We start from the raw sequence: 14,146 nt of genomic DNA on the forward strand, positions 1-14,146 counted from the left end.
GCGGGTGGCGGACCCTTCGCCGCCCGCCGTCTTCTGAAGGATAGGAGAGTGTCATGTGTTCACTGTGCGGAATTCTGGGATGTGACGATCACTGGACCAACGCTGTCGCGCGACCCGGTGTCTACACGCGCAATCACGACAGTCAGTCGCGCCGCGCCGAAAGCGCGCGACGGGTCAAAGCTGCGAACGAAATCCTTTCTTACAGGCGACTGAAACTCGATATTTGGCAGAGCCGGTCTTATATCGTGTCCTCGCCCACGGGGGCGTCCAGTGTATTCGAGGCCCTGTCTCACCTGTGGCCAGAGGCCGAGACATTGGCTGGTCGCGAATTTGACCCTCTGGACGAAGGGCTCTTGTCATGGATGGAAGAGAGGGCGCGCTCATGACGCCGGTTGTTCTGCTGACAGGCTTTCTTGGGTCCGGCAAGACGACCCTGCTGCAACGGCTGCTGACCGATGCTTCAATGGCAGGCGCCGCCGTTCTGATTAATGAATTTGGCGAGGTGGGGCTCGACCACCACCTGCTCGACCGGATCGACGACAACGTCGTGCTGCTGAAATCCGGCTGCATCTGCTGTACCGTCCGAGGCGAAGTGGCCGACGCCTTGTCGAACCTAAATACGATGCGCGCCTCGGGCGACATTGCTTTTGACCGCGTGGTGATTGAGACGACTGGCTTGGCAGATCCCTATCCTGTACTGCAAACCCTGACCGCCCATCCGGTCCTCCGCTCACACTTCGTCAATGGCGGTGTCCTGACGACCGTCGATGCGGTAAATGCCAACCTCCAAGTCGAACACCGCGCCGAGGCTGTGCGCCAGATTGCAGCCGCAGACCGGATCGTGCTGACCAAAACCGATTTGGCGACCCCAGAGCAGATCAGCGACATTCGCGCGCGCCTTTTGCGCATCAATCCGGCGGCCCGCAGTGTCACGTCCGATCTGGATGTTCCCACGATCCTCGGGGGCTTTGGCCCTGCCACTTTTGCCGACACCCTGTCGTCCGACCATGTCTGCACACCGACCTGCGGTCACGACCATCACCACCATGGGCACCACCACCACGATGCCGACCTTGATGTCACCAGCTTCTCGCTCGTGATCGATGGCGCCATTGATTGGACTATGTTCGGAACGTGGCTTACGCTATTGCTGCACAAGCACGGCGACAGGATATTCAGGGTGAAGGGCATTTTGGCACTCGAAGGCGAAGACAGGCCAATCGCGATTCACGGAGTGCAGCATTTGGTGCACGCCCCGACGCATATGGACCATTGGCCCGCAGGCCCGCGCCAATCCCGTCTGGTGTTCATCATGGAAGGGATTTCTCCCGACGCGATCCGGCGCTCTTTCACTGCCTTTACCGGTCTTGCCGACGTGAGGGCCGCGGCGTGACCGGACCACTTCGCATTCTGACGACAGAAATCCAGCCTTGGCGGTTCCTCAAGGAGCGGGCCGAGGCGGATTTGGGGTTCCCGCTGGAATTCATCGAGACGGATTTCAACAGCGCCCAACGGATGGCTGCACTCGAGCCAGACAGCTACGACGTTTATGATCAATGCTTTCACAATCTGGACATCGTTTGGTACTGGCGTGCCGTCCAACCCATTGAGACGAAACGCATCTCCCAGTGGGACAATATCGATCCGTTCTCGCGCATCTCGCCCCCGAATGCCGGTCGTAATCTAGGGGACGTGCCAGCATCGCGCCTCTATGTGCAGCAGGACCTGTCCCTGTCAGACGCGCCGTCGGCGCGGATTTCCATGCTGCCGACCTTCTATAACTTCGACAGCTTTGCGGTGAACGCCGCAGACATCGATATGGAGCGCGACATTCGCAGTTGGGCCGCGTTGCTCGATCCTAAATGGGCGGGGCAGGTGGCATTGGTTGACGAGCCCGCGATCGGTCTTTTTGACTTGGCTCTTGCCTTGTCTGCCTCCGGGCAGATGACGTTCGAGAACATCGGAAACATGTCGGTCCACGAGATTGACGGCGTCATCGACCGCGCCACATCTTTGGTCCAGTCGGGCCACCTTAGCCCCTTCTGGCTGCGCGCCAGCGATCCGGTAGATCGTTTTCTGAGCGGCGAATTAAAGCTTGCCTCAATTTGGTCGCCAACCCTTGTTGAAATGAAGCGCCAAGGGCTGAACGTCAGGCAAGCTCATCCGACCGAAGGGTATCGCGCGTGGCATGGCGGAATGTGTCTGTCGCGGTGTCTGTCAGGCGCGACACTGGATCGAGCCTATGACTGGTTGAACTGGTATCTGGACGGCCCTGCGGGCGCGATTGTTGCGCGCCAAGGCTACTACATGTCCGTGCCGGACCGCGTCAAAGAGTGCTTGCCCAAGGCGGACTGGGATTACTGGTACGAAGGCCTGCCCGCTGCCGAACCTCTGAACGACGTCGAAGGCCATGTCGCCATTCCCAAGGGTCACGTTCGCTCGGGTGGATCGCGCACGGAACGCGCGCATCATATTGCCCTGTGGAATACCACGATGGACGAACACAACTACGTTGTGCGCCGCTGGAACGAGTTGGTGACCCTCGCATCTTCCAAAACACGGCCCAATCGCCGCGCAAGCTAAGAGAACTCCATGAAAAATGTGACACTGATCGCAACCGGCGGGACCATTGCCTCGTCGACCGACACCTCTGCGGGCGCGGTGAATGCCGGCCTCACCGGAGAGGCGCTGATGCAGAGCCTTCACGACCCCCTTGTCGGGATCACCGTGACGGTCGAAAACTTCAAAGCCTCGGGCAGCTATGCTTTGGATTTGGCCACGATACACGCGCTGTGCAAACGCATCGACGTGGTTTTGGCTGATCCCAAGGTGGACGGGGTTGTGGTGACCCACGGCACGGACACGATGGAAGAAAGCGCCTTTCTCGCGTGGCTTTTGGTGCAAAGCGACAAGCCCGTCGTTTTCACAGGAGCACAGCGCCATGCAGGGCAACCCGACACCGATGGCCCGCGCAATATTTACGATGCGATCTGCACCGCAGCCTGCGCTGACATGGTAGAGGTCGGGCCCGTGATCCTGTTCGAGGGGGACATTCACGGCGCGCGCTACGTGACCAAGGCGCATACCTCGCGGGTTGATACCTTTCGCTCGGTTGGACAGGGGAAGCTTGGCGAGATCGATCACGGAACACTGCATATTTACGCCCGCCCTGCATTTGAACGCCGCATTTTGGCGCCGGCGAACTTGGATCCCGATGTCGAACTCATTGCTCTTGGGGTTGGCACGACGCCGCGTTTGATGGGGCTTGCTGTGCAAGCTGGCGCCTCGGGCATCATTTTGTCTGCCTTTGGTCGCGGCAATGCGCCCAAAGGGTTTGCCGCAGAGGCTGAAAACGCCATTGCTCGCGGATGCCCTGTCATCGCTGCCTCGCGCTGCCACGAAGGACGCACCCGTGCAGTGTATGGCAAAGATAGCGGCGGCGTCACTCTAGAGCGTAGCGGCGCGGTATTGGCTGGGGATTTGTCAGCGATCAAAGCCCGTCTCTTGCTGTCCGCTTTGCTTGGAGCTGGGTTCAGCGGCGCGAAATTAACCGAGGTGTTTCAGGCATACACGTAGATCAGAGGAACCGGCCCAGAGGACTTAAACCTCTGGGCCGCACTCTCATAACGCCGCAGCGTATTCATCCAGATCAACCGCGCGCCCTTCGACCATAGAGCGCTGTGCGGCGAAGCCCATGAGCACGGCCCATTTCCCGTCCGCAAGCGTCACGTCTGGCGTGGCTTTGGCACCCCGCACCAATTCCAGAAAACCTTTGTGCTGGTAGAACGTCGACCCGTTGTGATCTCCTGCCTCTAAAAGCGTTGGATCGACTGGGATATCGCGCACTTCGGGGCCCTTCGGATCCCGAGGAGAGACGATCACTTGCGGTAGTGGCGCCGGACCCAGGCTCGCAGGCCAGAACCGCCCCGGTCCAGGCACGAGTGCCTCGATCTTACCCTTTGGACCGACCGCCGAGATTTCCTCTTGGTACCGCGAGCCTTCGGCGAACATGCACAGCTCCAGCATCGCGCGCACGCCGCTTTCAAACTCGACCATGACGTACCCATGGTCAAAGATATCAGGCGCTTCGCCAGCATACGTTTCGTCCATGTGGTTGGTCGCTTGGCCGCCCATTGCCATGATCCGCACGGGGTTCGATTTCAGCGCCAAGCGCATCAGATCGAAGAAATGGCAGCACTTCTCGACAAACGTCCCGCCTGTGTAGCGGTTGAACCGGTTCCACGCGCCGACTTTGTCGAGGAAGGGGAAGCGGTGTTCGCGGATGGTCAGCATCTTGATGCCACCGGTGACGTCTTCGGCATCCTCGAGCAGTTTGGCGACGGGTGGCATGTAGCGGTATTCCATCGCAACCCAGACTGGCGCGGGATAGCCGTCCACGAACGCATCAATCGCCGCGACGTGCGCTGGATCGGTGAACAGGGGCTTTTCGACCAACACAGGCAGAGGCCGTTTCGCCGCAATCTGCTGGAGCTGCTCTACATGGCGGAAGTTCGGGCTGGCGATCAGCAAGCAATCGACTTCTGGCACATCGAGCAGAGCCTCAATGCTGTCCACGAATTGCGCATCGGGCGCGAATTGGCGCGCATGTGCCCGCATTTCGGCATCGGGTTCAAAGATCGCGCCGACCGCCGTGTTGTCCAACAGAGCGATATTGCGCAGATGCTCTTGGCCCATCATGCCGCAGCCGATGACGCCGTAGGTGATCGTACGAGTGCCGCTATGGGCCAGCGTATCCACGGTCATGGGGTCTCCTCCTCCCATTCTTCAGATCAGGCGCTGCACATAGAGCGCCTTGTTTGTGTCGTACCAAGTGCGGGAAAACTCGACCGCGGTAGCCTCTTGTGCCCATGACAGCCGTTCGATGTAGGCAGTTGTCGTGCCGGGCTTCAGGGGAAATGCCTCTGGCGACCAGTCAGGGACCTGACCGACCCCCACCCGATCTTCGGCGCGGGTGATCCACAGGTGCAATGCTCGTTTGTAGGTCAGATAAAGCGAGTCCTGCACCATCTCGCGCGGGACTTTCCCTGCTCCGCCGTCGAGCCAGATCTCCTCGACCGCGATGATCTGATCGTCCAGAAATCTGAGGCGCCGGAAGCGGGTGCCTTCGGTGGAAGTTCCGTAATCTGGCTGGCGCGCATCTTTCGGCAGGTAGTCCACGGACAGGATGTCAGCCGTAGGCAAACCGCCACCGCCCTCGGCCAGCTCCAGACGGAACATCGAGTACACGGGCTCGACTTGTGTGCTGGCCCGAACGTAATTCCCCGACCCCTGACGGCGCTCTAGCATTCCCTTTTTCTCTAGCTCTGCCAAAGCTTTGCGCAAGGTCCGCACCGTGGTGCCATGTGCTTTGGCGAACTCGCGCTCAGGGGGCAGTTTTTGCCCATCAATCAAACGACCCGCCGCGATGTCACGGATCATGAGCTCGCAAATCTGCATGTAGATGGGCAGCGCATCCGCACGGCCCGCAGATTTCCTGCTTTTCTCCTGCATCTTTGCGGCTCCTCCACAGCATCAGCGCTCGAAAATAATTGATACACCATTGATTTACATCAAAGACAAAGCTATGCAAGTGGAAAGTTCGGAGGCTCTCAGGGAGGGAAACATGACGGTCGTACCCGTAACATCTGCCGATCTTGACGCAGTCGAGGTGGCTTGGTTTTCGGCGCTTTGCTCGGATGACTATCAGTTTCTGGGGGTGCCGGACGGGGAATTGCGGTCGTCATGGGCGCATTGCTCGGACATCGTGAAAACCGCCGAGGCGCAGGGCTTTGGCAACATTCTGTGCCCGTCGTCCTATCAAGTGGGACAGGACACACTGAGCTTTGTCGCCGGATGCGCGCCGATTACCGACACCATGAACCTACTGGCCGCCGTCCGCTGCGGCGAGATGCAGCCGATCATGCTGGCGCGCACAATCGCGACGCTGGATCACATGCTGCAGGGCCGTTTGACCGTCAACATCATCTCATCCGATTTCCCGGGAGAAAAGGCCGAGAGCGCATTCCGCTACCAGCGTTCGCGCGAAGTCGTTGAGATATTGAAGCAGGCGTGGACGCAAGACGAGATCAACTACCAGGGGCAGGTCTACACCTTCGAGGGCCTGACCACCGATCCCGCCAGACCCTATCAGACCAACGGGCCGATGCTCTATTTCGGGGGCTATTCACCGGACGCGCTGGACCTATGTGGCCAGCATTGCGACGTCTACCTTATGTGGCCTGAGAAATCCGAAGACATCGCCGAGCGCATGAAGGCCGCAAATGCCGCCGCCGAGAAATATGGTCGTACACTGGATTACGGTTTCCGCAGCCATGTGATCGTGCGCGACACTGAGGCGGAAGCAAAAGAATACGCCCGTTATATCGCCAGCAAACTGGACGATGAGTACGGCAAAGCGATCCGCGAGCGGGCGCTGGACGCCAGCAGCCTTGGGGTCAGTCATCAGGCGCGCAACCGCGAGCTGGCCGATTTGGAGGGGTACATCGAACCCAACCTCTGGACCGGCATTGGCCGCGCGCGTTCTGGTTGCGGGGCGGCGATTGTCGGTTCGACCGATCAGGTCCTCAGCAAGCTGGAAGAACTGCAAAAAATGGGCATTCGCGCCTTTGTTCTGTCCGGCTACCCTCATATCGAAGAGGCAGAGCATTTCGGCACCCGTGTGCTGCCACAGATGAAAACATGCCAACTCAATCGGGTGTGGAACCGCGTCCCCGCGTCCACCCCAGCAACACCCCTCGGAGTAGGAGAGCGCCGCTAATGGAACGCGTTGAATTGGCCGATGGCCTTAGCTTTTCCCGTCTTGTTTATGGCATGTGGCGGATCGGGGATGATCCCGATACCTCGGAAAAACATGTGCGCGCCAAGATTGATGCCTGTCTGGCCCAAGGGATCACTACGCTTGATCAGGCGGATATCTATGGCGATTACACTGCCGAAGCGGTGCTGGGGCAGTCGCTGAAGGCCGATCCCAGCCTGCGCGGTCAGGTCGAAATCGTGACCAAATGCGATATCGTGGCGCCTTGCGGGAAATATGCTGATGTCGCATGCAAGCACTACGACACCTCGAAGGCGCATATCGAAGCGTCGGTCGAAAACTCCCTGCGGGACATGGGCACCGATTATATCGACCTGCTGCTGATCCACCGACCCGATCCGCTAATGGACCATGACGAAACCGGCGCTGCGCTGGATGGTCTGATCAAAGCGGGCAAAATCCGAGCAGCGGGTGTCTCGAACTTCCGCCCTTGGGATGTAGAATTGCTGCAGAGCGCGATGAGCAGCAAGCTGGTCACCAACCAGATCGAGATTTCGCTGGCACGGATCGATCCCTTTACCGACGGCGATCTTGCGTTCCACCAGCGCCAGCGCGATGCGGTTATGGCGTGGTCCCCCTTGGGCGGAGGTAGTTTGATGACGGATGACAGCAACTTGACGCGCTTGATGGATGGTTTCGCCAGTGAATTCGGCGTAGACCGCGCGGCGGTCGCCGTGGCGTTTTTGCTCCGTCATCCCGCCAAGATCCTGCCCGTTCTCGGCACCAATTCGCTGGAGCGGATCGCCAAAATCTCGGACGCGACCAAGGTCAACCTGACCCGCGTGCAGTGGTTCCAGCTGTACGAGGCTGCCTTGGGACGGGAGGTTGCGTGATGCTGCAAAGCTTCGTGCCCGAACCCAGTAACGGTCGTGCGTTGCGCGATGCGTTCGGGCTGTTTGCGACGGGGGTGACCATCGTCACCACCTGCGGGCCAGAGGGGTGCGTTGCGATCACTGCGAACAGCTTTTCCTCGGTGTCCATGGACCCGCCGCTGGTTCTGTGGTCGCCTGCACGGGCCTCGCGCCGCTATCCGTTGTTTGCAGAGGCAGAACATTACGCGATCCACGTGTTGGCCGCTGATCAGCAAGACTTGGCTTGGTCTGTTGCCAAGGACGGCGGCGCTCTGCTGTCCACCGATCTGGATACCAATGCCCACGGCGTTCCAGTGCTACCCCATTGCCTCGCGCGCTTTGACTGTCGGCGCAATGCAGTGCACGAAGCAGGCGACCACGCAATCATTGTCGGCGAAGTTCTTCAGGCTACGATGCAGCAAGGAGACCCGTTGGCATTCTTCAGTGGGCGCGTTGCACGACTCGAATTGAATTGATCGCAGCACCGCGCCTTTGGAGGAGGGCGCGGTGTACAAGTGCGATTGGGAGGAAAGTATGGTGCTATTCGACGGGTTGATCCGGCTGTTGTCGTGGATCAACGAACACCTGTTGAAGTTCGGCCGAGGCATCGGGGTCGTCGCGATCGCTATCATGGTCGCGGTGACGCTGCTTCAAGTCTTTTGCCGTTATGTGCTAGGAAATGCCCTACCGTGGCCGGACGAGGCTGCGCGCTTCTGCATGCTCTGGATGACAGGGCTGATGGCACCGACCGCATTTCGCCGTGGCGGGTTCGTGGCAATTGACGTTCTGCCATCGCTGCTACCGGGCCGAGTGGCCAACCTGCTAAATCTGCTTCTGCTTGGGATCAGCTTGGTGGTTTTGGTGATCGCTGTACAGATCGGGTGGAAAGAGGTCACAGGTCTTGGCGGACGCTTTGCGTCGGCCTCGCTTTATCTGCCCACCGCGCTTGATTTCAGCAGCTGGTACCGCATTCCTCGCAGCTGGATGATGATGTCGATCTTCGTCGGGGTCGCGCTTTTGGTTCTGGTGAACATTGAACTGATCCTGCGCAACTTTGTCAGGCTCGTGTCTGATCGCCCACTGCCCCCCATCCCGCTGGCCGAGACGCAAGGGGCGGAATGACATGCTGATCTGGTTTCTGCCCCTGTTTCTTGTGTTCCTGATGGTCGGCTTGCCGGTCTTTTTCGGACTGCTGGCCGCGCCCGGCATTTTGCTATTTCTAAATGGTCAAGAACGCGACCTGACACTGCTTTATCGCAATCTGTATAACGGGATGGACAGTTTTCCTCTGATGGCGATCCCGTTCTTCATGCTCGCGGGCGAGATTATGAACCGTGGCGGCATCACCCATAGACTGGTCGAGTTCAGCCAAGCCTTCATGGGGCACCTGCGGGGTGGATTGGCCCACGTAAACGTCATGTCTTCGATGCTGTTTGCGGGCCTGTCTGGATCTGCCGTGGCTGACACCTCTGCGCTAGGGTCGATGCTGATCCCCGCGATGGAGAAGCAAGGCTACACGCGCCGTTTCGCTGCTGCGATCACGGCAGCCAGTTCGGTCATCGGGCCAATCATTCCACCGTCGGGCATCATGATCATCTACGCCTATGTCATGGGTGAAAGCGTTGCGGCTCTGTTCCTTGCAGGCATGGTACCGGGCCTGATGGTCGGCCTCGGACTTATGCTGCTGATCAAGGTCATGGCGAACCGCTACGATTTCCCCGTCGCCTCGCGCAAATACAGCTGGGGCGAAAGAGGCGATGCCAGCCTGAAGGCATTCTTTCCGCTGCTGACTCCGGTGATCATCCTTGGCGGGATATTGGCCGGTGTCTTCACCCCGACCGAAGCCGCCGCAGTGGCAGTCGCCTACGCGCTGTTCATCAGTATCTTTGTCCTGAAAACCCTGCGCCTGACAGAACTACCCGATGTGCTCGGACGGGCAGGGCTGACCTCGGCTGTGGTGCTCTTACTGGTCGGTGCGGCCATGTCCTTCAAGACAGTGGTGTCTTTGTCCCACGCGCCGCAGATCATGGCTGATTACATCCTGACGCTGACCGAAAATCCGCTGCTTTTGCTGTTCCTGATCAACCTTTTGCTCTTTGCGGTGGGGATGTTTCTGGACGCTGGCCCCGCGATTATCATTCTTGGCCCAATCCTTGGACCGGTGTTCACCAGCATGGGGGTCGACTCTGTGCATTTCGCGATCATCATGTGCGTGAACCTGACCGTGGGCTTGGCGACGCCGCCGATGGGATTGGTACTGTTCGTCGCATCGGCAGTGTCGGGCGAGCGGGTCACGACCATCGCCAAGGCTATTTTGCCCTTTCTCGCGGTCGAGATCGTGGTGATCTTTTTGATCACCTATTTCCCCGCGCTATCCATGACGATCCCGCGTTTGACGGGCTTCGCGAACTAGAACAATTCAGAGCTATCAGGGAGGATATTATGCTCGGAACAACGAAAAAGGTGGCAGCGGCGCTGCTCATGACGGCAGCCCTTGCCGGTCCGGCTATGGCACAGGACTATACGATCCGCGCCGTCGCCAACTCCAACGAAAATGACGAGGATTACGACGGCCTGCAGGTCTTTAAATCCTACGTCGAGAGCGCATCGAACGGTGCGATTGCGGTGGAAATCTACATGGGCACCCAGCTGTGCTCGAACGGGGCCGAGTGTCTGCAAGGCGTCGCAGATGGCTCTATTGATGTCTACATCTCGACCTCGGGCGGCGCGGCTGGCCTGTTCCCTTATGTTCAGGTGTTGGATCTGCCATATGTCATGCAGGACGACCGCATCGCGGAAAAAGTGCTGTCCGGTGACTTCACCCGTACCATGCGTGACATGGCGCTCGAGGATTCCGGCGGCGCGATCCGACTGATGACCATCGGCAACACTGGCGGCTGGCGCAACTTTGCCAACACCCAGAAACGCGTGCAGACGCCCGCCGATCTGGAAGGCATGAAAATGCGGACCGTGGTTGCAGACCTGCCGCAGGAACTGGTGCGTGCATTGGGCGCAGCGCCCACACCGATCCCGTGGCCAGAACTGTTTACCTCGCTGCAAACTGGCGTGGTAGAGGGCACCAAGAACGGCATTACCGACATCATGTCGATGAAGTTCCCCGAAGCGGGCCTGCAATATGTGACCCTTGATGGCCACGCCTACATGGGCGCGCTCTGGTGGATGTCTAACGAGACTTTCATGGGCATGCCCGAAGATCAGCGCCGCGTGGTGGTTGACGGCTTCTATGCGCTGCAGCAGGCGACCTTTGCTTCGCCCAAGCGCAAATCGATCCCCGCCTATGCGGAATTCGTCGAAGGCGGCGGTGACCTCTACGTGCCCACCCCCGAGGAAAAGCAAGCCTTTGCGGATGCCGTGCAGCCTGTCTACGACTGGTTCAGCGGCAATGTGACCGGCGGGGAAAAGATCTTTGACGCGCTACAAACAGCAGTCGCCGAAGCCACTGAAGAGCTAGAAGCAGAGCGTTCGCGCGACATCCAGTAACGACAATCCGGTGCGCCTCGGGTGGCCCGAGGCGCACTTTCATGGCCGGTTCGCACACAGCTGTCGACCATGACCGCCCGATGGGCGGGAACAGGGAATTCTGTCTAGGACACCTCATGAACACCCTCATTTCTGCCCTGACCAACCCGCGCGATGCCCTCGCGCAGGGCAAGCTGCTTGGGCCCGGTGTGGCACTGACGGTCGTGCTGGCGATGGCTGCGCAATTCCTGTCGAACCATTACGGCGCACCCGTCATGCTGATGGCGATCCTGCTCGGCATCCCGTTCCATTTCCTGTCAGAGCATGAAACCACCGGACCGGGGATCAGCTATGCGGCCAAGGGGCTTTTGCGGATCGGTGTCGCACTCCTTGGGCTGCGGGTCTCGCTAGACATGGTGCGGCAGATCGGATGGAGCTTTGTTCTGGTGATCGCGCTATGTGTTGCCTTTGTGATCCTAGCCTCCGTGTTCCTTTCGCGCGTCGTGGGCAAAGACCGCGCGTTTGGCTTTCTCACTGGGGGCTCCGTCGCGATCTGCGGGGCCTCTGCCGCGATGGCCATCTCGTCGATCCTGCCCCAGCGCGACACAGCAGAGCGGGATTTGTCCTTTACCGTTATTTCGGTGACGGCGTTTTCTACTCTGGCGATGGTCCTCTATCCAATCGTTGCGGACGCGCTCGGGCTAGACGCGCACGAAGCAGGCCTTTTCCTTGGCGGGACAATTCATGATGTCGCCCAAGTGGTCGGGGCAGGCTATTCCGTATCGGACGAAACCGGAGACATTGCGACGGTGGTGAAGTTGATCCGCGTGACGATGCTGGCCCCCGTTGTTCTGATCGGTGCACTTGTAATGCGGCGCCACGCACCAACTGGAACCAGCAGACCGCCCTTGCTGCCGGGCTTTGTCGGGGCATTCCTGATTTTGGCCGCGCTGAACTCGTTTCATTTGGTGCCGGAGGCCGTCAGTGCGCCCGCCGCGACACTATCCCGCGCCTTGCTCGTGACCGCCGTCGCCGCCGTGGGCATGAAAACCTCGCTCGCGAAACTTGCGGATGTCGGCGGGACAGCCATCGCACTTCTTGCCGTTCAAACGGCCGTTCTTGCGGGTTTGGTGTTGGCGCCCCTGCTATTCGGGTTGCTCTGATTGCAGAGCAGAGACGCGTCAGGGCGCATGATGCCTAAAAAGTCGCCAACCTCCTAAGCTTTGATCTCATCACGTAAAATTCGGAGCCGCGGCAAGTCTTTTTGCACGCCGCCCCTATGAAGCACGCCGTTCCAACAGTTTCTCTCGTCGGGCATAATAACAACAAACGATGAGAAAACTTATGACGACCAAGCATACGGGGGCCTCCCCCGTCCTGTCCGTGCGCGACCTGTCGGTGGCGCTGCCCGGGAAACATGACCGCGCCTATGCGGTCAAAGAGATCAGCTTTGATCTCATGCAAGGCGAGATCCTTTGTATTATTGGGGAATCCGGTTCTGGCAAATCGGTGACAGCAAACACGGTGATGGGGCTGTTGCCCGATGTTATGACCATCGAAAAGGGCTCTATTGAGTTCAAAGGTCGCGAACTTCTGAACCTGTCAGAGCCCGAACTTCGCAAACTGCGCGGTCGCGCGGTTTCGATCATCTTCCAAGACCCATTGTCTGCATTGAACCCGCTGATGACGGTCGGCGAGCAGATCCGCGAGGTTTTGGACGCGCACGCCATCGGCACCAAGGAGAGCCGCGCAGACAAGGTGGTCGAGATGTTGACCGAGGTCGGCCTGCCTGATCCGCTGCTCATCCAGCATCAGTATCCTTTCCGCCTGTCCGGCGGTCAACGTCAGCGCGTGATGATTGCCATGGCCTTGGCGCTGGACCCTGACATCTTGATCGCGGACGAGCCGACAACGGCGCTGGATGTGACCACGCAGGCGCAAATCCTTGACCTGATCGCCCGCATTCAGAAGCGCAAAGGCATGAGCGTCATGTTCATCACCCACGATTTCGGCGTTGTCGCCGAAATTGCGGACCGCGTGATTGTGATGGAAAAGGGCAACTTGGTTGAACAAGGCCGCGCTGCCAAGGTTCTGACAGCGCCCCAGCACCGGTACACACAAAAGCTGATCGCTGCCGTTCCCAAAATGCGCGAAGAGGACCGGGCCCGCGAAGAGACGCGCCCCGTCGCAATGGAAGTGCGCAATCTGCACAAAACCTACCGCACCCGCAGCGGCTTCCTTGGCCGAATGCGCGAGGTCAAGGCCGTGGACGACATCAGCTTTACCCTTCACCGCGGCGAGACGATTGGAATCGTCGGCGAGTCCGGCTCCGGAAAATCGTCGATGGGGAAGGTCCTGATGAAGCTGATCTCAGCCGACAGCGGCGAAATCCGCTTTCAGGGCAAGAACACGCTGGACATGGACGAAGAGAACTTCCGCCACTTGCGCCCTCGCATTCAGATGATCTTTCAGGATCCCTATGCCTCGCTCAACCCGCGCTTTACCATCGGCCAAGCGCTGACCGTTGGCCCCATCGCACATAGCCTACTAACCCGCGTGGATGCCCGCAAAAAAGCCGAAGGTCTGCTGGAACTGGTCGGCTTGGACGCGTCGGCCTTTGACCGCTATCCGCACGAGTTTTCGGGCGGTCAGCGCCAGCGCGTCGGCATCGCCCGTGCGCTCATGTTTGATCCCGAAGTCATCGTCGCTGACGAAGCCGTCTCTGCACTGGACGTGTCCATCCAAGCGCAGGTTTTGGAGTTGCTTGATAAAATCCGGCGTGAACGCAAATTGGCCATGATTTTCATCACCCACGATCTGCGTGTGGCGAGCCAGATCAGCGACGAAATCATCGTGATGCATCGTGGCAAGATGGTCGAATACGGACCGCCAAGCCAAATTTTCCAGCGGCCAGAACATGACTACACCCGTTCGCTGGTTGCTGCGATCCCGGGTTCGGCTGCGGCCTGAGACGCAGACC

14 protein-coding genes are annotated in these 14,146 nt (G+C 59.3%); 12 read left to right on the plus strand and 2 right to left on the minus strand.

Going from position 1 to position 14,146, the window contains the following annotated elements; all coding sequences use genetic code 11:
• Positions 1–53: 53 nt before the first annotated feature.
• The 4 genes from BM225_RS15530 to BM225_RS15545 are packed head-to-tail and all read left to right on the plus strand — an operon-like array spanning position 54 to position 3,576.
• Positions 54–386 carry a hypothetical protein gene (locus tag BM225_RS15530; RefSeq protein ID WP_092464868.1) on the plus strand — a complete coding sequence of 111 codons (333 nt, stop codon included), beginning with the start codon at positions 54–56 and terminating at the stop codon, positions 384–386.
• The gene (locus BM225_RS15535) at positions 383–1,393 is read left to right on the plus strand and encodes a CobW family GTP-binding protein (RefSeq protein ID WP_092464869.1); all 1,011 of its coding nucleotides are present in this window, start codon (positions 383–385) and stop codon (positions 1,391–1,393) included. Before BM225_RS15530 ends, BM225_RS15535 begins: the two co-directional genes overlap by 4 nt.
• On the plus strand, positions 1,390–2,583 hold the full coding sequence (locus tag BM225_RS15540; protein ID WP_072703660.1) for an ABC transporter substrate-binding protein: 1,194 nt from the start codon (positions 1,390–1,392) through the stop codon (positions 2,581–2,583). Before BM225_RS15535 ends, BM225_RS15540 begins: the two co-directional genes overlap by 4 nt.
• Positions 2,584–2,592: 9 nt before the next feature.
• A complete protein-coding gene (locus BM225_RS15545) occupies positions 2,593–3,576 on the plus strand; it encodes an asparaginase (protein WP_092464870.1) in 984 nt (327 codons plus the stop codon).
• 45 nt (positions 3,577–3,621) lie between these two features.
• Here BM225_RS15545 and BM225_RS15550 read toward each other — a convergent pair whose 3' ends face one another.
• Both BM225_RS15550 and BM225_RS15555 read right to left on the minus strand, forming a co-directional pair.
• The gene (locus BM225_RS15550; RefSeq protein ID WP_092464871.1) at positions 3,622–4,764 is read right to left on the minus strand and encodes a Gfo/Idh/MocA family protein; all 1,143 of its coding nucleotides are present in this window, start codon (positions 4,762–4,764) and stop codon (positions 3,622–3,624) included.
• 21 nt (positions 4,765–4,785) lie between these two features.
• Positions 4,786–5,511, minus strand: a complete 726-nt coding sequence (locus BM225_RS15555) for a GntR family transcriptional regulator (RefSeq protein ID WP_092464872.1) — start codon at positions 5,509–5,511, stop codon at positions 4,786–4,788.
• Positions 5,512–5,623: 112 nt separating this feature from the next.
• Between BM225_RS15555 and BM225_RS15560 the strand changes: the two genes are divergently transcribed.
• The 8 genes from BM225_RS15560 (at position 5,624) to BM225_RS15595 (ending at position 14,136) form a co-directional block, all read left to right on the plus strand.
• Positions 5,624–6,778: an LLM class flavin-dependent oxidoreductase gene (locus BM225_RS15560; RefSeq protein WP_092464873.1), complete on the plus strand. Its 1,155-nt coding sequence runs from the start codon at positions 5,624–5,626 to the stop codon at positions 6,776–6,778.
• Positions 6,778–7,668 (plus strand): aldo/keto reductase, encoded by an 891-nt coding sequence (locus BM225_RS15565; protein WP_092464874.1) that lies wholly within the window; start codon positions 6,778–6,780, stop codon positions 7,666–7,668. Before BM225_RS15560 ends, BM225_RS15565 begins: the two co-directional genes overlap by 1 nt.
• On the plus strand, positions 7,668–8,162 hold the full coding sequence (locus BM225_RS15570) for a flavin reductase family protein (protein WP_092464875.1): 495 nt from the start codon (positions 7,668–7,670) through the stop codon (positions 8,160–8,162). Before BM225_RS15565 ends, BM225_RS15570 begins: the two co-directional genes overlap by 1 nt.
• Positions 8,163–8,220: 58 nt before the next feature.
• Positions 8,221–8,808 carry a TRAP transporter small permease gene (locus tag BM225_RS15575; RefSeq protein ID WP_092464876.1) on the plus strand — a complete coding sequence of 196 codons (588 nt, stop codon included), beginning with the start codon at positions 8,221–8,223 and terminating at the stop codon, positions 8,806–8,808.
• A gap of 1 nt (position 8,809) precedes the next feature.
• Positions 8,810–10,099, plus strand: coding sequence for a TRAP transporter large permease (locus BM225_RS15580; RefSeq protein WP_072703639.1), 1,290 nt, complete (start codon positions 8,810–8,812; stop codon positions 10,097–10,099).
• Between the two features lie 29 nt (positions 10,100–10,128).
• Entirely contained in the window at positions 10,129–11,187 is a 1,059-nt protein-coding gene (locus BM225_RS15585; protein ID WP_092464877.1) for a TRAP transporter substrate-binding protein, read from the plus strand.
• A 116-nt stretch (positions 11,188–11,303) separates the two neighbouring features.
• On the plus strand, positions 11,304–12,329 hold the full coding sequence (locus BM225_RS15590) for a YeiH family protein (RefSeq protein WP_092464878.1): 1,026 nt from the start codon (positions 11,304–11,306) through the stop codon (positions 12,327–12,329).
• A 181-nt stretch (positions 12,330–12,510) separates the two neighbouring features.
• A complete protein-coding gene (locus tag BM225_RS15595) occupies positions 12,511–14,136 on the plus strand; it encodes an ABC transporter ATP-binding protein (protein ID WP_245780516.1) in 1,626 nt (541 codons plus the stop codon).
• Positions 14,137–14,146 lie beyond the last annotated feature (10 nt).

It is taken from the genome of Donghicola eburneus (assembly GCF_900115865.1).
In the GTDB taxonomy this organism is placed as follows: domain Bacteria; phylum Pseudomonadota; class Alphaproteobacteria; order Rhodobacterales; family Rhodobacteraceae; genus Donghicola; species Donghicola eburneus.

Coding starts and splice junctions, on each gene's coding strand:
- BM225_RS15530 (WP_092464868.1), top strand. CDS start 54: ATGTGTTCACTGTGCGGAATTCTGGGATGTGACGATCACTGGACCAAC.
- BM225_RS15535 (WP_092464869.1), top strand. CDS start 383: ATGACGCCGGTTGTTCTGCTGACAGGCTTTCTTGGGTCCGGCAAGACG.
- BM225_RS15545 (WP_092464870.1), top strand. CDS start 2,593: ATGAAAAATGTGACACTGATCGCAACCGGCGGGACCATTGCCTCGTCG.
- BM225_RS15550 (WP_092464871.1), bottom strand. CDS start 4,764: ATGACCGTGGATACGCTGGCCCATAGCGGCACTCGTACGATCACCTAC.
- BM225_RS15555 (WP_092464872.1), bottom strand. CDS start 5,511: ATGCAGGAGAAAAGCAGGAAATCTGCGGGCCGTGCGGATGCGCTGCCC.
- BM225_RS15560 (WP_092464873.1), top strand. CDS start 5,624: ATGACGGTCGTACCCGTAACATCTGCCGATCTTGACGCAGTCGAGGTG.
- BM225_RS15565 (WP_092464874.1), top strand. CDS start 6,778: ATGGAACGCGTTGAATTGGCCGATGGCCTTAGCTTTTCCCGTCTTGTT.
- BM225_RS15570 (WP_092464875.1), top strand. CDS start 7,668: ATGCTGCAAAGCTTCGTGCCCGAACCCAGTAACGGTCGTGCGTTGCGC.
- BM225_RS15575 (WP_092464876.1), top strand. CDS start 8,221: ATGGTGCTATTCGACGGGTTGATCCGGCTGTTGTCGTGGATCAACGAA.
- BM225_RS15580 (WP_072703639.1), top strand. CDS start 8,810: ATGCTGATCTGGTTTCTGCCCCTGTTTCTTGTGTTCCTGATGGTCGGC.
- BM225_RS15585 (WP_092464877.1), top strand. CDS start 10,129: ATGCTCGGAACAACGAAAAAGGTGGCAGCGGCGCTGCTCATGACGGCA.
- BM225_RS15590 (WP_092464878.1), top strand. CDS start 11,304: ATGAACACCCTCATTTCTGCCCTGACCAACCCGCGCGATGCCCTCGCG.
- BM225_RS15595 (WP_245780516.1), top strand. CDS start 12,511: ATGACGACCAAGCATACGGGGGCCTCCCCCGTCCTGTCCGTGCGCGAC.